This is a genomic window from Sphingosinicella rhizophila (genome assembly GCF_032378825.1).
Taxonomy (GTDB): domain Bacteria; phylum Pseudomonadota; class Alphaproteobacteria; order Sphingomonadales; family Sphingomonadaceae; genus Allosphingosinicella; species Allosphingosinicella rhizophila.
Genome location: NZ_JAVUPU010000005.1, coordinates 1 through 16,798, shown reverse-complemented (window position 1 = coordinate 16,798; position 16,798 = coordinate 1). Strand labels below are relative to the sequence as shown.

Below are 16,798 nucleotides of genomic sequence, written 5' to 3'. Positions count from 1 at the left end.
AGCGGAAGCTTCCCTATCTTCCGTACCGTCCCCCAATTCCGTCAGGATTGATCCGGTTCAAAAGCTGTCCTCGTCCGGACCCAGTTCGGGATCGAGGTCGCGCGGACGGATGAAGCGGACGAGCGTGCCGATGCCTTCGTCCACTTCCGCCCAATGCTCGATGTCGAACCTTATCTCGGCCAAGGTCCCAGTCGGATATTTCTGTTCGAGCTCCAGTCGCAGCGCGCCGCCATCGGCGGCCGCCATGGCCATCGCCAGGCTTTCGAGGCCGGGATTGTGCCCGACCAGCAGCAGGCGCTCCACCGAATCGGCGGTTTCCTTGACGATGTCGATCAAGGTTGCGGTGGAGGCGAGGTAGATCCGTTTGTCAAAAGTCGGCGCCGGCATCGGGCAGGCTTCCGAGACTTCCGCCAGTGTCTCTATCACCCGACGTGCCGGCGATGCGAGGACCAGATCATAAATCAGGCCTTGCCGGCAGATTTCCCGGCCAACGGTCCGCGCGGCACGGCGCCCGCGCGGGTTCAGGGGGCGGTCGAAATCCCGCGCGACGGGGTCGTCCCAGCTTGATTTCGCGTGACGCAGCAGTGTCAGTATCTTCATTGCGTCCCTTGCGTCGCGATCCTCTCTGCGGCCTGATGCCCGAAAGACGTTGCGGTTGAAAGTCGTGACCGCACGCGATCGATCGCTTCGTCGAGTCCCATTCGGTTTATCGCCACGCCCGCCGGAAAGGCGCTTAGTAGCCGCGATGGTGTGGCTGCGGACAGAAGCAGGAACATGCCCCTATCCTGCTTGCTGCGGATAAGGCGCCCGAAGGCCTGGGCCAGCCGCGCCCGGACCACCCGGTCGTCATAGGCGGAGCCGCCGCCAGCCGCGCGGCGGGCGGCATGAAGCACGGTCGGCCGCGGCCACGGCACGCCCTCCATCACCACCAGCCGAAGCGAATGGCCAGGCACGTCGACCCCATCGCGAAGGGCGTCGGTGCCGAGCAAAGATGCGCGCGGGTCGTCGCGGAAGATGTCGACCAAAGTGCCGGTGTCGATCGGATCGACATGCTGCGCATAAAGCGGCAGCCCGGCCCGGGCGAGCCGATCGGCAATGCGCGCATGGACCGCCTTCAGGCGCTGGATCGCGGTGAACAGGCCAAGCGTGCCGCCGCCCGCCGCGTCGATCAGCCGCGCATAGGCGCCGGCCAGCTGTGCGACGTCGCCGCGCTTCAGGTCGGTGACGATCACCACTTCGCTATTGGCTTGGTAATCGAACGGGCTCGCTGCGGAAAAGTGGGTGGCGGCGCCGATGTGGCAGGCCCCGGTGCGGGCTTCGGCACCCGACCAATCCTCCGCGCCGCGCAAGGTGGCGGAGGTGACGATGACATTGTGGGCCGGCTTCAGCACCGTTTCCGCCAGCGGGCGGGTCGGATCGAGCCAGCGGCGGTGAAGGCCGATATCATATTCGCGGCCGTCGATCCGTTCCACCGCCAGCCAGTCGACGAAATCCGGATCGGACGGACCTCCGATCCGGGCGGCGAGCGAAATCCAAGACGAAAGCAGCTGGCTCCGCCATCCGAGGCCCGCGATCGCGCCTTCGATTCGCGCCCTTGCCTGACCGTCCAGCCAGTCCGGCGCGTCCTCCAGGACCGCTTCCAGTCTCTTGGCGAGCGCGGTCAGGGGCCGCATCAATTGCTCGAGCGCCGTCACCGCTGGCGCAGCCGCATCGACGATCGCGCCGTCAAGCTCGGCCATTTCGGTTTCGATGCCATAGCCGGCATCCTGCGCGGTGGCGCGGGCATAGACGCTGCTCCGGACGGCGGAGAGCAGCTTCTCCAACGGCCCGAAGGGCAGGCCTTCCGCGATGCGCTGCAGCCAGCCGTCACCGGGCAGGGCCGTCGCGGCCTGCACCGCCGCCTCCAGCGCGGCCGCGCCGCCTTCGTCATAGGAGGCCACGTCCATCAGCCGGGCGGCGAGACCCCGTCGGCGGCCGCGCGCTTTGCCTTCGGGCCCGGTCAGCCAGCGGCGAAGTTCGATCGTTTCCTGTCCCGAGAGGATGGTGGCGAACGTGGAATCGGCCGCGTCGAACAGATGATGGCCTTCGTCGAAGACCACCCGCGTCGGTGCTTGCGCCACATCGCGGCCGCGCGCGGCATTCACCATCACCAGGGCATGATTGGCGATGACGATATCAGCGTCGGCGCTGGCCCTTGCCGATCGTTCGATGAAACATTTGCGATAATGGGGGCAGCCCGCATAGACGCATTCGCCCCGCCGATCGGTCAAGGCCGTCGATCCGGCGCGGCGGAACAAGGTCGGCAGCCAGCCCGGCATGTCGCCGCCGACCATGTCGCCGTCCTTCGAATATGTCGCCCAGCGCGCGACCAGCTGGGCGAGAATGGCGGCGCGACCGGCAAAGCCGCCCTGCAGTGCATCTTCGAGATTCAGCAGGCACAGATAATTTTCGCGGCCCTTGCGGATTACGATCTTCCGCTTGCGGATTTCGGGATCGAGGAACAGGCGGTGGCCTTCGCGGTCCAGCTGGCGCTGCAGCGCCTTGGTGAAGGTCGATATCCAGACCGCGCCATCGGCCTTTTCGGCCCATAAAGAGGCAGGCGCGAGATAGCCCAGCGTCTTGCCGATCCCGGTCCCCGCTTCGGCGAGCAGCAAATTGGGTTGCCCTTCGGTTGTCCTGGGCGCGAAGGCCGACGCGGCAGCGGCGGCATAATCGCGCTGGCCCTGCCGTATCTCGGCTTCGCTGCCGACAAGGCGGATGAGCCGATCCACCGCTTCGTCCTCGCCGATCCGCACGGGCCGCGGCTGGGGCCTCGCGCCTTGTTCTTCCCAATCCGGCAGGCGCGAGAATAGCCAGCGTTCGTCCCGCTCCGGCCGCCGCACGCGCTGCGCCACGAGCGGCGCCCAGGTCCAGCGCAGGCGCGACAGGGATTGCGCCGACGCCCATGCGCCTTCGCGCTCGGGCCAATCCTCCGTCATCGTGTCGAGCAGGACTTCGGCGACGCGCAACAGGAAGGGCGCGGCATCGGCATCGCGCTCTGGCACGGCAAGATCCAGGGCATGGGCAAGACCTCGCGGCGTCGGCACCGCGAAGCGGGCCGGGAAGACGAATGCGAACAGCTCGAGCAGGTCGAGTCCCGACAAATCGGGATAGCCGAGCCGCTGTCCGACCAGCGGGGCGTTCAGCATGATCATCGGCGTCTCCGCCGCCAGGGCGATTGCCTCGCCGCGGCCAACGCCGCGCACATTGCCGCCCGGGGACGCGATCCAGATGCCGGCATGGGTCGCATAAAGCGCAGGATAGGGCGGGAGGGGCTCCATCGCCTTCGCTATAGGCAAGGCGGAACGAAAGGGAAACGGGCATTCCCGCTTCCCGCTGGCAGAGGCGGGCGCGGTCGGCTATCAGCCGCGCCAACTCTTCCGCAATCCCCGAAGGACATCATGGCAGACATGGACGCTTTGCGCGCCGCTTCACTGGTCTCGAAGGCCTGGCCCTATGAGGAAGCGCGCAAGATCCTGAAACGATACCCGGACGGCCCCGGCGATCGTGCGATCCTGTTCGAAACGGGCTATGGCCCGAGCGGACTGCCGCATCTCGGCACCTTCCAGGAAGTCGCCAGAACCTTGATGGTCCGCCACGCCTTGTCGGAGATGGTGGACTGGCCGAGCCGGCTCGTCGCCTTTTCCGACGACATGGACGGGATGCGCAAGGTTCCGCCCAACCTGCCCCAGCATGAAATGCTGATGCAGCATCTCGACCAGCCATTGTCCAAGGTGCCGGACCCGTTCGGCTGCCACGAAAGCTTCGCACAGCATAATAATGGAATGCTCCGGCAGTTCCTGGACGATTTCGGCTTCGACTATGAATTCCTCGCGTCGAGCGACTGTTATCGTTCGGGGCGCTTCGACGACGCGCTGAAATCGGTCCTGCGCCACTATGACGCGATCATGGCGGTGATGCTGCCGACGCTGCGTGAGGAAAGGCGCCAGACCTATTCCCCCGTCCTTCCCATCAGCCCGGAAAGCGGCAAGGTTCTGCAGGTCCCTGTCACCGTTGCCGATGCCGAAGCGGGTCTCGTCCGCTATGTCGACCCGGCCAGCGGCCGCGAGATCGAACAGTCGATCCTTTCGGGCGGCGCAAAGCTGCAGTGGAAGGTGGACTGGGCGATGCGCTGGGTGGCGCTGGGGGTGGATTATGAAATGTCGGGAAAGGACCTGATCGACAGCGTTATCCAAAGTTCGAAGATCACGCGGGTTCTGGGCGGCCGCCCGCCCGAGGGCTTCAATTACGAGATGTTCCTCGACGAAAATGGCGAGAAGATTTCGAAGTCGAAGGGCAATGGCCTCAGCATCGACGAATGGCTCCGCTACGCGCCGCAGGAGAGCCTGGCATTCTACATCTACCGCGATCCCAGGAAGGCGAAGCAGCTCAGCTTTTCGATCATCCCGCGGGCTGTCGACGAATATCAGCAGTTCCTAGCCGCTTATCCTGAACAGGATTGGGACAAGCGTCTCGGCAATCCCGTCCACCATGTCCATGGCGGGAAGGTTCCGCCGGCCCGGATGCCCTTGACCTTCGGCTTGCTGCTCAATCTGGTCGGCGTCGCGTCGACAGACGACAAGGATCTGCTCTGGGCATTCGTGAAGCGTTATGCCCCCGAAGCCGCGCCGGAGTCGCACCCGGAGCTCGATGCACTGATCGCGCATGCGGTCGCCTATTTCCGCGACTTCGTGAAGGATTCGCTCCGTCGCCGCGCGCCGGATGCGACGGAAGCCGCGGCGCTTCGGGATCTCGACGCACGGCTCGCCGCGCTCGCCGCGGATGCGGATGCGGAGACGATCCAGTATGAAGTCTATGAGGCAGGCAAGGCCGCCGGTTTCGAGACTCTGCGCGATTGGTTCAAGGCGCTTTACGAAACCCTGCTGGGGACCAGTCAGGGCCCCCGCATGGGCAGCTTCATCGCCCTCTACGGTGTCGACAATAGCCGTCGGCTGATCGCCGAAGCGCTCGCGGCCGACACGGAATGATCCCCGCTCCACGGGGCGGCTTCTCGCCGGCCATCGCCTTCATCTTCGTGACGGCGGTGCTGGACGTGATGGCGATGGGCATCATCATACCGGTCTTGCCGGTGCTCGTGGAACAATTCACGGGATCGAATGCAGCAGCCGGAATCTATAACGGCCTGTTCGTCACCTTGTGGGCGGCGATGCAATTCATCTTCTCCCCGGTGATCGGTTCACTTTCCGACCGTTTCGGCCGCCGTCCGGTGATCCTGATCTCGGCCGCTGGGCTTGCCGTCGATTTCGCCCTGATGGCGCTCGCGCCCAACCTCTGGTGGCTCGCGGCCGCGCGTATCCTGGGAGGGATCACTTCGTCCAGCTTCACGACGGTTTTCGCCTATATGGCGGACATAACCGAGCCGGAAAAAAGGGCGCGCGCCTACGGATTGATCGGTGCGGCCTTCAGCGCCGGCTTCGTCGCCGGACCGCTGATCGGCGGCGTGCTGGGCGAGTTCGGCCCGCGCATTCCCTTCTGGGCGGCCGCCGCGCTCAGCAGCCTTGCCTTCCTCTACGGCCTGTTCGTTCTTCCCGAATCGCTTGCCCCGGAAAAGCGAATGGCCTTTTCGTGGCGGCGCGCCAATCCGTTCGGGGCGCTGCGGCTGCTGCGCTCCCACCATGAACTGACCGGTCTCTCGATCGTCAATTTCCTTCTCTATTTCGCCCATCACCTCTTCTCCGCCGTCTTCGTCCTTTACGCGGCCTACCGCTACGGCTGGGGTGCGATGGAGGTCGGGATCCTGCTTGCCTTGGTCGGCGCGCTCGACATGGTCGTGCAGGGCATTCTCGTCGGACCGGCGGTCAAGCGCTGGGGCGACCGCAAGGTCATGGTCTTCGGTTTGGCAGCCGGTGCCGTCGGTATCGCCTGCATGGGTCTGGCGCCGACCGGCTGGCTCTTCACCCTGGCCATGTTCCCCAATGCCCTGTGGGGCCTGGCGATGCCGACCATCCAGTCGCTGATGACGCGGCTGGTCTCGGAAAGCGAGCAGGGCCAGTTGCAGGGCGCCAATATGAGCGTAGCCAGTATCGCCGGCGCGATGTCGCCCTTGTTTTTCGGCTTCGTCTATTCGGTTTCCGTCGGGGAGAAGCCGCTTCTGCCGCTTCCCGGCGCTTCCTTCCTGATCGCGGCCGCGATCATGTCGGGCGCCGCCTTGCTCGCCGCCACCCAGCGCGTTCCGCCACGCCGGGCCGCGGGCGACCGGGCCGATTTCGCGTCCGACTGACGATAAGGTTCTAACCCCAGGGGCGCTCTCGATACCATTTGGTGATGACATATTTGGTCCCGGCCTCGACCGGCATGCCGGTATGCAGGGAACGGGGATTGGGCATGCCCAGTTCGTCCATATTGTTCCAGGCGAGGAGGTTGCCGGTGCGCGGCGTCACCTTGACGTCCACGTTCGGGAAGCCGGTCTGGCCGCCCGCTTCGGGTTCGTTCAGGAAGATCATCGCCGTCCACGTCCGCTGCCCGCCGGTCCGCTCCTGTTCCGCCCAATAAGGCTGGTCGACGAAGAAGAAATCATGGTGCGGCTTGAATTGCTGCCCCACAGCATAACGCTGTCCCTGCACCGTTTCACCCTGTGCAGGATCGATCCCGATCAGCTGCGAGATCTTGTCCTCCACCGCCCGCACGACGGGGTGGCGCGGGCTGAGGTTGCAGCTTTCGCTGGTTCGAAACTCCGGATCCGGCTCGTCATCCGCAAGGATATCCGAGGGCCGGCGATCCGAATCGATCAGCTTGACGAGGGTGGCGCACTGTCTGGCATCGAGGAAATCGCGCACCACGAACAGGTCCAGGCCGGACGTGGGAATCTTGAGCGTCCCGGGCGTGCGGAGCAACCGATCGCGCACCCATGCGCCGACCTGCATGCGGTAGACGGCATAGGGGTCCTGGACGGGATCGCTGCTCATTCGCCTCCATATCGTCCAACGGCTCTCATCTCTCCGCCGCGCTTGCCCTTACGATAAGAAAGCCCGGAGCCTTTTCAGGCTCCGGACTTTCTGTCGTTATTGCGATCCGTTTACCAGAAGAAGTCGTAGATCACGTCCAGGACTTCGCCGGTATAGGTGTCCACGAGCATGACGTCGTCATAATAGCGGACCCAGCGGGTGCCGGGATAAGCCGGCGGCAGTCGATAATACCACGGATCGTTGATCCAATAGTTCTGACCGAAGAAAGCGCTGCCGAGGAACAGACCGACCGAGAAGCGGCTGTACCTGTGGTTGCGATAGGGCGAATAATAGCGCCCAAGATGGTAGATGTTGCGGTTCGAATGCCGGTACCTCTGCCAATCGTAGCGGCGATCATTGCGCCAGTTGCGGTTCCACGAACGGGAGGACCCGCGATTGTCGGCCCAATTGCCACCGCGATTGCGATCGCCGCGATAGGCGCCGTCACGCTGATAACGATCGCGCTGGTTATAGCCGGACCTTGCGGTGTCGCGCCGGTCGTCCCTGCGCTCGATGCGGGCGTCGCGACGATCGTCCCGGCGTTCGATACGCGCATCCCGGACATCGTTCCGCCGTTCGATCCGCGCATCGCGCCGGTCATCGCGACGCTCGGCGACGGCGCCGCGTCGCTGCACCGACCTGGGGGCGGCGTAATTGCGCGGGGCGCGCTCGACCCGCTGGACGCGTTCGGCGCGAACGGCACGCTGGGGCCGCTCTGCTCTCTGGGTCCGCTGTGGCCGTTCGGCCCGCTGTGGCCGTTCCGGCCGGCTTTCCCGTTCGGCACGGGCATTGCCCCGGCCGCGGTCCTGGGCGGCTGCGGAAGCGATCGGGGTCGCCGCAGTGGCCGCCATCAACATCAAGATGAACGCTCTACGCATGAGAAACTCCTCACTTAGGGGCCGGCACGATCTGCCTTCCAACCAAGACAGCTTGTGCCCGATCCAGGATGAGCGGATGCTGAACTCATTGCACAGGCTACAGAAAGAATCAGGAGCCCTTTCTTTTATGGGCTGCCGAAGGCGCCCGCAAGGCAGGCACTTCGCGCGCCGCATCCTCCGGATCGACCCCGGGTGGCGGCGCTGCCGATATGCGTTCTCGTCCTGAAATGACACGACCTGCGCGTCGGATCGCCTCGCGGATTCGGGGATAGGTGCCGCACCGGCAGATGTTGGTGATGGCGCTGTCGATTTCGGCGTCGGTCGGATTGCCCTTCCGGGCGAGCAGGGCGGCCGCAGCCATGATCATGCCCGATTGGCAATAGCCGCATTGCGGAACCTGTTCGGCCACCCAGGCCTGCTGCACCGGATGGGAACGGTCGCGCGACAAGGCCTCGATGGTCGTCACGAAGCTGCCTTCGATGGCGGCGATGCTGACCTGGCAACTGCGCACCGCATTGCCATCGATATGGACGGTGCAGGCGCCGCAATGACCGGTGCCGCAGCCATATTTAGTGCCTGTCAGGTTGGACGCATCGCGGAGGGCCCAAAGCAAGGGGGTCTCCGGATCCATCCGATAGTGGACGGGCTGTCCGTTCACGGTAAAGCGGGTCATGGGGCGGTTGTAGGCAAAGAGGCGCGGCGATGGAAAGCGAAAGGATTGCGATCGGAATCGAAGACGGCGTCGCCCATGTCGAACTGGCGCGGGACGACAGGCACAATGCGATGGACCAACCGATGTTCGCGGCCATTGGCGAGGTCTTTCGCAGCCTCGGCGCCGATCCGAGGGTCCGCGCCATCCTGCTTACCGGTCGCGGCAAGCATTTCACGGCAGGCATCGACCTCCATTATGCCGCATCGCAATTCGTGCCGAACGCCGATCCTGGCCGGGCCGCCGAAGCCAGGCTTCGCCACATCCAGTGGCTGCAGGACGCGTTCAATGCGGTCGAGCGCGCGCGGGCGCCGGTGATCGCGGCCGTCCACGGCGGCTGTATCGGAGCCGGAGTCGATCTCGTCAGCGCTTGCGACATTCGCCTCGCCGCCGCCGATGCCTTCTTCCAGGTTGCCGAGGTCGACGTGGCCATTACCGCCGATCTCGGCACCTTGCAGCGTCTTGCTCATCTCGTTCCGGAAGGACTGCTCCGGGAGCTGGCCTATACGGGCCGCCGGATGGAAGCCAGGCAGGCGGAACGGGTCGGACTGGTCAATCAGCTGCTGGGCGACCGCGAATCGCTGGTCGAGGCCGGCATGGCCCTTGCCCGCACCATCGCCGCCAAATCGCCATTGGCGGTGGCCGGTACGAAGCAGTCGCTCAACTATAGCCGCGGCCGGCCGGTCGAGGACGGGCTGCGGCATGTCGCCTTGTGGAACGCTGCGACGCTCGCCAGCGCCGATCTCGACGAGGCACTTCGATCGAGGCTGGCCAAGAACGAGCCCGAATTCGGCCCGCTCGACGAATGACCGGTGGTGGATGAGCGGCCCTTCCGTCCGCGATGCTGGCTTTGCCGCTTGAATTTTGGGCTTTGCGCTGGTATCGGCCCCCGGCGACGGCGCGGAGTTTCCGCGACGAACCCTTTTTCATTGTTTTGAGATTAGGGCGGCTATATGGCCCCCACGCTTTTGATCGGAGAGTGACGACCGCTTATGCAAATCATCGTTCGCGACAATAATGTCGACCAGGCGCTGCGGGCGCTCAAGAAGAAGCTCCAGCGTGAAGGCGTCTACCGCGAGATGAAGCTGCGTCGTCATTATGAGAAGCCGTCGGAGAAGCGCGCGCGTGAGCGCGCCGCCGCCATCCGCCGGGCCCGCAAGCTCGAGCGCAAGCGGCTGGAGCGGGACGGCATCCGCTAGGACCGCCAGAATGCTGTCGGGTCGGACCCTGATCGTCTGCCTGCGGCGTCTATTCGGTCTCGAGGTTGAATAGAGTGGCGGCGATGCTATCGCCGCCATTCTCGTTTCTAGGATCAGCATCATGTCGGTGACCACGGTTCCCATCCGCCCCGTCAAGAAGGGCTCCGTTTTGAAATTGTGGGTGGGCGTCGGGGCCTTGTGCCTGGCTGCGGCCGGCGTCGCCTGGGCCGGCACGGAAGGCCAGCTCGCGGCTGATCCCGCCACCTTCCTGGCGCGCAATGCCCAGCAAAACGGTGTCGTCACGACCCAGTCCGGCCTCCAATACAAACTCCTTCAGCAGGGTAAGGGCGCCAAGCCGACCATGACCGACGTCGTCGCTGTCGATTATGAGGGACGCCTGACGGACGGAACGATGTTCGAATCGACCGCCCAGAACGGTGGACCGGCGACATTCCCGGTGATGGGCGTGGTCCCCGGTTTCAGCGAGGCTGTTCAGCTAATGCAGCGCGGGACGAAGCTGCGCATCTGGCTGCCACCGGAGCTCGGCTACGGTCCGGAGGAAAAGAGAGACCCGCGGACCGACGAGGTCGTCATCCCCGCCAATGCAGTGCTTCAATTCGATATGACTTTGGTCGATTTCCAACCGGTTCCGCCTGAGCAGTTGGAACAGCTGAAGATGATGCAGATGCTGCAGCAGTCGCAGCAAGGTCAGCCGACGCCCTGAGCCCTCGGCGCCGGATCTGGCGTCAATCTCCGGCTTTGGCCTTGATCGGCTTCTGCTTCGAACTTTGTTCCAGCGCCGTCTTGATCATGGCGATGATCGGGTCGGCAAGCATCAGACCCATGATGCCGAACAGGGCGCCAAACAGAAGCTGGGCGCCCAGCACCAGGGCCGGCGCAAGGTCGACTGTCCGGCGGGCGACATAGGGAACGATCACGTAGCCGTCGACGGTCTGCACCACCAGATAGACGCCGATCGCCCAGAGCCCGGCATCGGTGCTGACGCTGAAGCCGGCGAGAATGATCAGAACGCCGGAAATGATCGCCCCGATATTCGGGATGAAGGCGAGCAGGCCGGTCAGGATGCCGAGCAGTGCCGCCATCGGCACGCCGCCGACCAACAGCAACAGCCAGGTGCCGACGCCTTCGACCGCCATGCCGACCAGCCTTCCGGCCATCAGGCGCCGCAGCGTGTGGCCCATGCACTCTGCCGTGGTGTAGAAGCTGTCCCGATTGCGCATCGGCAACATCCAGGCGATGCCGCGTTCGTAGAGCCGCGGCTCGATCGCGATGAAGATGCCGATCACCAGGATCAGGACGATGCTGGTGAGGACGCCGACGGCGCTGCTGACCGCCGATCCAACGCGGCCGAGCGATCCCATCAGCTGGCTGCTGAGCTGGTTCATGCTGGCACCGCCCTGTACGATGCCAAGATCGTTGCCGAAGGCGAGGATTCGGTTGGTCTGGAAAGCGATGACCTCGCGCAGCCGTTCGGCCTGGCTGGCCAGTTCGAAACCCGCAAAGACGAACGTCCAGATGACGAAACCGACCGCGGCTGTCGCTACGATCGCCAGCCGCCAGCCGCGCCCGATCGGAAGGATGCGCCCGAGCAGGCGGGTGCCGCCGTCCAGCATCGCCGCCAGGACGATGCCGGCGAAAATCAGCAGCAGCGGCTGGGCAAGGAAGAAGATGCCGGCGATGGTAACCGCCATCCCGAGCCAGACGCTTGCCTTCTTCAGCTCCTGCCGGACCAGCGGGTCGCGAAGCTCGGTCGGGCCCCGTTCCTCCACATGAGGCCCGTCCTCGTCGATCAATGCGATTCGTCCGGATGGAGAGAGGTTCCGGCCCGACCGCCGCGAAGCGCTGTGAACCAGCTTATCGGGTTCAGATAGGAAGACGTCCCGTCCAGCGAGAAGGTGATGAACTCCGCGCGTCCGCCGATATTCTCGATCGGCACGGGGCCCCCCAGCCCTTGCTCGCCGAGCGGAACGCGGCTGTCCGCGGAACGATCGCGATTGTCGCCCATGACGAAGATATGGTCGGCCGGCACCTTCAGCCTCGAAAAATCATCCACTGGGGAATAGCCGGCGTCGATCGTGTCGTAGGAGCGACCGTTGGGCAAGGTCTCCCGGTAGATGGGCTGGCTGCAATAAGCGCGCCCGTCCGGGCCGACGACCTTGTGATCGCCCCATTGGTCTATCCGGCAAGGTACGTTCTCGTCGATCGGGAACATCGCAGGCGGCCGGCGCTCGCGCCGCACCGCCTCGCCATTGATGAACAATTGCCCGTCGCGCATCTCCAGCGTGTCGCCGGGCAGGCCGATCACGCGCTTGATATAATCCGACTTCTGGCCCGGCGGCGTCAGGATGACGATGTCGCCGCGTTTGGGAACGGAGCCGAATAGCCGTCCTTCCATCGGCGGGACGATGTGGAAGCTCGGCGAAACCCAGGACCAGCCATAGGCATATTTGGTGACGACCAGGCGATCGCCCTTGAGGAGCACCGGCATCATCGATTCGGAAGGAATGTAGAAGGGCTTGGCGATGAAGCTGTGGAAGGCGAGCACGGCGAGGATCAGCCAGAAGATCGCCTTCAGCTCGCCCCACCAATCGGTGCCGGCCTTTTCGGGTTTGGCGCTTGCCGTTTCTTCCGGCGCTTGATTTTCATCGGTCATGGTGACTGCGGGATCGTTGCTGCTCATTTCATGAGTCCTGACCCTAAGCTCCTTCGATCGCGCTGGCGGTGATGATGACGAACGCCTGCGCGAAGGGATGATCGTCGGTCATAGTCAAGTGGATGTCGGCGAGGTGGCCTTCGGGGATCATGGCGTCAAGCCTCTCTTTGGCGCCGCCGGTGAGCAGGAAGGTCGGCTGTCCGGACATCTTGTTCACCACGCCTATATCGCGCATGAACACCCCGCGCTTGAAGCCGGTGCCGACGGCCTTCGAAAAGGCCTCCTTGGCGGCGAAGCGTTTGGCATAGGTTCCGGCACGCGTGAACGGCCTACCTTCGGCCTTCCGGCGTTCCGTTTCGGTGAAGACCCGGTTGACGAAGCGTTCGCCGAAGCGGTCCAGCGAGTTCTGAATCCGCTCGATGTTGCAGAGGTCGGAGCCGATGCCGATAATCAGCACGCCGTCACCCGCGCGCCTCGTCCATCAGCGCGCGCATGTGAGCGACGCTGCTTTCAAGGCCGTCGAAAATGGCCTCGCCGACCAGGAAATGGCCGATGTTGAGCTCCGCGAGCTGCGGGATCGCCGCGACCGGTACGACATTGTCGAAGGTGAGGCCGTGGCCCGCATGGGGCTCGATACCGTTCTTGGCCGCAAGGGCGGCGCAATCGGCAAGCCGGCGCAGCTCGGCGGTGCGTGCCTCCCCGTCAAGATGGGCGTAACGCCCTGTGTGGAATTCCACTACCGGAACCTTCAGCCGCACCGCCGCCTCGATCTGGCGGGGGTCGGGTTCGATGAACAGGCTCACGCGGATATTGGCGGCTCCGAGGCGAGCGACGAAGGGCAATAGGTGGTTGTCCTGCCCAGCCGCGTCCAGCCCGCCTTCGGTGGTTCGCTCCTCGCGCCTCTCCGGAACGATGCAGGCGGCGTGCGGGCGATGGCGAAGCGCGATCTCCAGCATTTCGTCGGTTGCGGCCATTTCCAGGTTGAGCGGGATGGTGAGCCGCTCCATCAACTGGGCGATATCGGCGTCCCGGATATGGCGCCGGTCTTCGCGCAGATGCGCCGTGATGCCGTTAGCGCCGGCCTTGGCGGCAGCAAAGGCGGCCCGCACCGGATCGGGATGATCGCCGCCGCGCGCATTCCTTATGGTCGCGACATGATCGATATTGACGCCGAGCCGCAGGCGTCCCTTTGCCGCGGAAATGCTCACGCCGCAGCGCGGCTCCCCGGCTTTTCCGTCGGGAGAGCAGCCAGCTCCGGAGGCAATTTGTCCGCTTCATAAGCCGGAATCGAGAGGCTGATCAGCGGAAAGAATGGAACGTCGAACTGTGCGACCCCGTTCGAGCGGTCGACGATCGCGGCCGCGGCGATCACCTCGCCGCCGGCTTGCTCGACCGCCTTGATCGCCTCGCCCGAACTCAAGCCCGTGGTGACGACGTCCTCCATCAGCAAGACCTTCTGTCCTGGCTTCAGCCGGAACCCCCGGCGAAGTTCGAACGTGCCTGTGGGACGCTCCAGGAAGATCGCCTCCACGCCGAGGGCCCTGCCCATTTCGTGACCGGCGATCAATCCGCCCATGGCCGGCGAGACGACGATCTCGACACTGCTCCTGATATCGCGCGGCAACGAGGCGACGAGCGCCGAGGCGAGACGCGAGGCACGCATCGGATCCATCAGCAGCCGCGCGCATTGCAGGTAGCGCGGGCTGTGAAGCCCCGATGAAAGCACGAAATGCCCTTCGAGCAAGGCATCCGCTGCGCGGAATTCGGCGAGTATCTCTTCTTCGGTCACGCGGAGGATCCCGTGGCTGCTGGGGCTGTCCGCCTGATAGGCGCGGGGGGCCGCGCCATCAAGCTTCCGAAAAAGCGGCGCGGGACGCTTGAGGAGAAAAGCCTGCCTGCCTATAAGGCGCGCGCATCCGCGGTCGCGGCTCGAATCCACCCGCTCCATTCCGGACCGGATCAAGGGGTTTAGATGAAGACTCTGCTGAAACTTCTCGCCGTCGCCGCAGCCTTCGGCATGGCACCTGCCGCCGTCGCGGCGCAGACGGCAACCACGCCGGCCGCGGCCCAGCCGACCGCCGCTCCGCCGTCCGACGCGATCAGCGCGCGATCGCAAGCCTCGCCTGCCCAGCCCGAGGAAGTGTCCGATCCGGCCATTGCCAACATCACCGGCGAGGAGCCGTCCGATGCGACCGTGGCAAAGAGCACGATGGCAAGCCAGCTGCCGACGCCGACCTATATCGGCCAGCCCAATGGCACGATGAACATCCAGGATCAGGTGACGCCGATCGGCCGGGAGGCAGCCTGGTTCCACAATGTGCTGCTGCTGCCGATCATCACCATCATCTCGATCTTCGTTCTCCTGCTGATGATCTATGTCGTCGTCCGCTTCCGTCGCGGCGCCCATCCGGTGCCGTCCCGGACCACGCACAATACCGCCCTCGAGGTGATCTGGACCTTGGTGCCGGTGCTGATCCTGGTGGCGATCGCCATCCCCTCGATCCAGCTGCTGGCGAATCAATATTCGCCGCCCAAGGCCGATCTGACGGTCAAGGTCACCGGCAACCAATGGTATTGGACCTATACCTATCCGGACAATGGCGACTTCGAGATCGTCTCCAACATGCTTTCCGATGCGGACGCCAAGCAGCGCGGCGAGCCGCGCCTGCTCGGCGTCGACGAACGGATGGTGGTTCCGGTCGGTGCGACCGTCAAGGTGATCGTCACCGCCTCCGATGTCATCCACAGCTGGGGCGTCCCGGCTTTCTGGGTAAAGCTCGACGCGGTGCCCGGCCGGCTCAACGAAACCTGGTTCAAGGCCGAGAAGCCCGGCCTTTATTATGGGCAGTGTTTCGAGCTGTGCGGCGCGCGCCACGCTTATATGCCGATTGCGGTGGAAGTGGTGTCGCAGGATCAGTTCGCAGCCTGGGTAGCGTCGAAGGGCGGCACCATGCCCGGCGCCGTGGCACCGACGTCGGTCGAGGCGACCGTCAATTCCCCGATCACCAATCCCGGCGCGGCCGGCAGCCCCGTGCCGACGGCGGGAGGCGCCGCGACCGAGACCAGCCCGGAGCCGACCAATATCTCAGCGGGAACGGCGACGCCGCCGGTTTCCAGTCAGGCCGCCACCGATTCACGCGGAAACCAGTAAAATGACCGACACCACTGCCAATGCCAGCCATTTCGATGCAGGCCACGCCCATGACGCGCATCATGATGCGGATCACAAGCCGGGCTTCTTCGCGCGCTGGTTCATGTCCACCAACCATAAGGACATCGGCACCCTCTACCTGATCTTCGCGATCATCGCCGGCATCATCGGCGGCTCGATTTCGGGCATGATGCGCATGGAGCTGGCCGAACCGGGCGTCCAGTATCTGCAGGCCTGGGCCGGCGCCGGCGCCACCGCCGACGAGGCGAGCCATTTGTGGAACGTCCTCATCACCGCGCATGGCCTGATCATGGTCTTCTTCATGGTCATGCCGGCAATGATCGGCGGCTTCGGCAACTGGTTCGTTCCGATCATGATCGGCGCACCGGACATGGCCTTTCCGCGCATGAACAATATCAGCTTCTGGCTGCTCGTTCCGGCCTTCCTGCTGCTGCTCGGATCGACCTTGGTACCTGGCGGAAGCGGCGACGGTGCCGGCACCGGCTGGACCGTCTACGCACCCTTGTCGACCAGCGGCCATGCCGGTCCGGCGGTCGACATGGCGATCTTCTCGCTCCACCTGGCGGGCGCGTCTTCGATCCTCGGCGCGATCAATTTCATCACCACCATCTTCAACATGCGCGCGCCGGGCATGACGCTGCACAAGATGCCGTTGTTCGTCTGGTCGGTGCTGGTCACAGCCTTCCTGTTGCTGCTGTCGCTGCCCGTGCTCGCCGGCGCGATCACGATGCTGCTGACGGACCGCAATTTCGGAACCCATTTCTTCGACGCTTCCGGCGGCGGCGATCCGATCCTCTACCAGCATCTGTTCTGGTTCTTCGGCCACCCCGAAGTCTATATCATGATCCTGCCGGGCTTCGGTATCGTCAGCCAGATCGTCGCGACCTTCAGCCGCAAGCCGGTCTTCGGCTATCTCGGCATGGCCTATGCGATGGTCGCGATCGGCGTGATCGGGTTCGTCGTTTGGGCGCACCACATGTTCACGATCGGCATGGACGTGAACACGAAGATGTATTTCACGGCCGCGACGATGGTGATCGCGGTGCCGACGGGCATCAAGATATTCAGCTGGATCGCCACCATGTGGGGCGGCTCGCTGACCTTCGAGACGCCGATGATGTGGGCCCTGGGCTTCATCTTCATGTTCACGGTCGGCGGCGTC

General features: G+C 64.5%; 17 protein-coding genes. 7 read left to right on the top strand and 10 right to left on the bottom strand.

What is annotated here, in order from left to right; all coding sequences use genetic code 11:
- Positions 1 to 57: 57 nt before the first annotated feature.
- Together RQX22_RS10700 and RQX22_RS10695 are read right to left on the bottom strand one after the other, a co-directional pair.
- On the bottom strand, positions 58 to 600 hold the full coding sequence (locus RQX22_RS10700) for a SixA phosphatase family protein (protein ID WP_315726334.1): 543 nt from the start codon (positions 598 to 600) through the stop codon (positions 58 to 60).
- Positions 597 to 3,320, bottom strand: coding sequence for an ATP-dependent DNA helicase (locus tag RQX22_RS10695; RefSeq protein ID WP_315726332.1), 2,724 nt, complete (start codon positions 3,318 to 3,320; stop codon positions 597 to 599). The genes RQX22_RS10700 and RQX22_RS10695 overlap by 4 nt, the downstream gene beginning before the upstream one ends.
- A 120-nt stretch (positions 3,321 to 3,440) precedes the next feature.
- Between RQX22_RS10695 and RQX22_RS10690 the strand changes: the two genes are divergently transcribed.
- Together RQX22_RS10690 and RQX22_RS10685 are read left to right on the top strand one after the other, a co-directional pair.
- Positions 3,441 to 5,027 carry a lysine--tRNA ligase gene (locus tag RQX22_RS10690; protein ID WP_315726330.1) on the top strand — a complete coding sequence of 529 codons (1,587 nt, stop codon included), beginning with the start codon at positions 3,441 to 3,443 and terminating at the stop codon, positions 5,025 to 5,027.
- Complete coding sequence (locus tag RQX22_RS10685) at positions 5,024 to 6,280, top strand: TCR/Tet family MFS transporter (RefSeq protein ID WP_315726329.1); 1,257 nt, start codon at positions 5,024 to 5,026, stop codon at positions 6,278 to 6,280. Before RQX22_RS10690 ends, RQX22_RS10685 begins: the two co-directional genes overlap by 4 nt.
- 10 nt (positions 6,281 to 6,290) lie before the next feature.
- Here RQX22_RS10685 and RQX22_RS10680 read toward each other — a convergent pair whose 3' ends face one another.
- The 3 genes from RQX22_RS10680 to RQX22_RS10670 form a co-directional block, all read right to left on the bottom strand.
- On the bottom strand, positions 6,291 to 6,965 hold the full coding sequence (locus RQX22_RS10680) for a prolyl hydroxylase family protein (RefSeq protein WP_315726328.1): 675 nt from the start codon (positions 6,963 to 6,965) through the stop codon (positions 6,291 to 6,293).
- A gap of 110 nt (positions 6,966 to 7,075) precedes the next feature.
- Positions 7,076 to 7,882 (bottom strand): RcnB family protein, encoded by an 807-nt coding sequence (locus RQX22_RS10675; protein ID WP_315726327.1) that lies wholly within the window; start codon positions 7,880 to 7,882, stop codon positions 7,076 to 7,078.
- Between the two features lie 109 nt (positions 7,883 to 7,991).
- Complete coding sequence (locus RQX22_RS10670; protein ID WP_315726325.1) at positions 7,992 to 8,555, bottom strand: (2Fe-2S)-binding protein; 564 nt, start codon at positions 8,553 to 8,555, stop codon at positions 7,992 to 7,994.
- A gap of 29 nt (positions 8,556 to 8,584) precedes the next feature.
- On the opposite strand from RQX22_RS10670, the gene RQX22_RS10665 reads away from it, so the two are divergent.
- From RQX22_RS10665 to RQX22_RS10655, 3 genes are all read left to right on the top strand, one after another.
- On the top strand, positions 8,585 to 9,400 hold the full coding sequence (locus RQX22_RS10665; RefSeq protein WP_315726323.1) for a crotonase/enoyl-CoA hydratase family protein: 816 nt from the start codon (positions 8,585 to 8,587) through the stop codon (positions 9,398 to 9,400).
- A gap of 183 nt (positions 9,401 to 9,583) precedes the next feature.
- Positions 9,584 to 9,790: a 30S ribosomal protein S21 gene (gene rpsU, locus RQX22_RS10660; RefSeq protein ID WP_315726322.1), complete on the top strand. Its 207-nt coding sequence runs from the start codon at positions 9,584 to 9,586 to the stop codon at positions 9,788 to 9,790.
- Between the two features lie 121 nt (positions 9,791 to 9,911).
- On the top strand, positions 9,912 to 10,514 hold the full coding sequence (locus RQX22_RS10655; protein WP_315726320.1) for an FKBP-type peptidyl-prolyl cis-trans isomerase: 603 nt from the start codon (positions 9,912 to 9,914) through the stop codon (positions 10,512 to 10,514).
- A gap of 22 nt (positions 10,515 to 10,536) precedes the next feature.
- On the opposite strand, the gene RQX22_RS10650 is transcribed toward RQX22_RS10655, so the two are convergent.
- From RQX22_RS10650 to pyrE, 5 genes are read right to left on the bottom strand one after another with little or no spacing between them, the layout of a single operon-like run.
- Positions 10,537 to 11,601, bottom strand: coding sequence for an AI-2E family transporter (locus RQX22_RS10650; protein WP_315726835.1), 1,065 nt, complete (start codon positions 11,599 to 11,601; stop codon positions 10,537 to 10,539).
- On the bottom strand, positions 11,601 to 12,491 hold the full coding sequence (gene lepB, locus RQX22_RS10645) for a signal peptidase I (RefSeq protein ID WP_410001632.1): 891 nt from the start codon (positions 12,489 to 12,491) through the stop codon (positions 11,601 to 11,603). Before lepB ends, RQX22_RS10650 begins: the two co-directional genes overlap by 1 nt.
- 16 nt (positions 12,492 to 12,507) lie before the next feature.
- Positions 12,508 to 12,918: a holo-ACP synthase gene (acpS, locus tag RQX22_RS10640; RefSeq protein WP_315726833.1), complete on the bottom strand. Its 411-nt coding sequence runs from the start codon at positions 12,916 to 12,918 to the stop codon at positions 12,508 to 12,510.
- A gap of 7 nt (positions 12,919 to 12,925) precedes the next feature.
- A complete protein-coding gene (locus tag RQX22_RS10635; RefSeq protein WP_315726832.1) occupies positions 12,926 to 13,666 on the bottom strand; it encodes a pyridoxine 5'-phosphate synthase in 741 nt (246 codons plus the stop codon).
- A 2-nt stretch (positions 13,667 to 13,668) separates the two neighbouring features.
- Positions 13,669 to 14,253 (bottom strand): orotate phosphoribosyltransferase, encoded by a 585-nt coding sequence (gene pyrE, locus RQX22_RS10630; RefSeq protein WP_315726318.1) that lies wholly within the window; start codon positions 14,251 to 14,253, stop codon positions 13,669 to 13,671.
- Between the two features lie 183 nt (positions 14,254 to 14,436).
- Here pyrE and coxB point away from each other — a divergent pair, with 183 nt between their 5' ends.
- Together coxB and RQX22_RS10620 are read left to right on the top strand one after the other, a co-directional pair.
- The gene (gene coxB, locus RQX22_RS10625; RefSeq protein ID WP_315726316.1) at positions 14,437 to 15,615 is read left to right on the top strand and encodes a cytochrome c oxidase subunit II; all 1,179 of its coding nucleotides are present in this window, start codon (positions 14,437 to 14,439) and stop codon (positions 15,613 to 15,615) included.
- Position 15,616: 1 nt separating this feature from the next.
- Positions 15,617 to 16,798: cbb3-type cytochrome c oxidase subunit I (locus tag RQX22_RS10620; RefSeq protein WP_315726315.1), on the top strand; the 1,182-nt coding region annotated here is incomplete at its 3' end.

What these genes read in the sequence shown, in the direction of transcription:
- RQX22_RS10700 (WP_315726334.1), bottom strand. Translation starts at nt 600, where the DNA reads ATGAAGATACTGACACTGCTGCGTCACGCGAAATCAAGCTGGGACGAC.
- RQX22_RS10695 (WP_315726332.1), bottom strand. Translation starts at nt 3,320, where the DNA reads ATGGAGCCCCTCCCGCCCTATCCTGCGCTTTATGCGACCCATGCCGGC.
- RQX22_RS10690 (WP_315726330.1), top strand. Translation starts at nt 3,441, where the DNA reads ATGGCAGACATGGACGCTTTGCGCGCCGCTTCACTGGTCTCGAAGGCC.
- RQX22_RS10685 (WP_315726329.1), top strand. Translation starts at nt 5,024, where the DNA reads ATGATCCCCGCTCCACGGGGCGGCTTCTCGCCGGCCATCGCCTTCATC.
- RQX22_RS10680 (WP_315726328.1), bottom strand. Translation starts at nt 6,965, where the DNA reads ATGAGCAGCGATCCCGTCCAGGACCCCTATGCCGTCTACCGCATGCAG.
- RQX22_RS10675 (WP_315726327.1), bottom strand. Translation starts at nt 7,882, where the DNA reads ATGCGTAGAGCGTTCATCTTGATGTTGATGGCGGCCACTGCGGCGACC.
- RQX22_RS10670 (WP_315726325.1), bottom strand. Translation starts at nt 8,555, where the DNA reads ATGACCCGCTTTACCGTGAACGGACAGCCCGTCCACTATCGGATGGAT.
- RQX22_RS10665 (WP_315726323.1), top strand. Translation starts at nt 8,585, where the DNA reads ATGGAAAGCGAAAGGATTGCGATCGGAATCGAAGACGGCGTCGCCCAT.
- rpsU (WP_315726322.1), top strand. Translation starts at nt 9,584, where the DNA reads ATGCAAATCATCGTTCGCGACAATAATGTCGACCAGGCGCTGCGGGCG.
- RQX22_RS10655 (WP_315726320.1), top strand. Translation starts at nt 9,912, where the DNA reads ATGTCGGTGACCACGGTTCCCATCCGCCCCGTCAAGAAGGGCTCCGTT.
- lepB (WP_410001632.1), bottom strand. Translation starts at nt 12,491, where the DNA reads ATGAGCAGCAACGATCCCGCAGTCACCATGACCGATGAAAATCAAGCG.
- coxB (WP_315726316.1), top strand. Translation starts at nt 14,437, where the DNA reads ATGAAGACTCTGCTGAAACTTCTCGCCGTCGCCGCAGCCTTCGGCATG.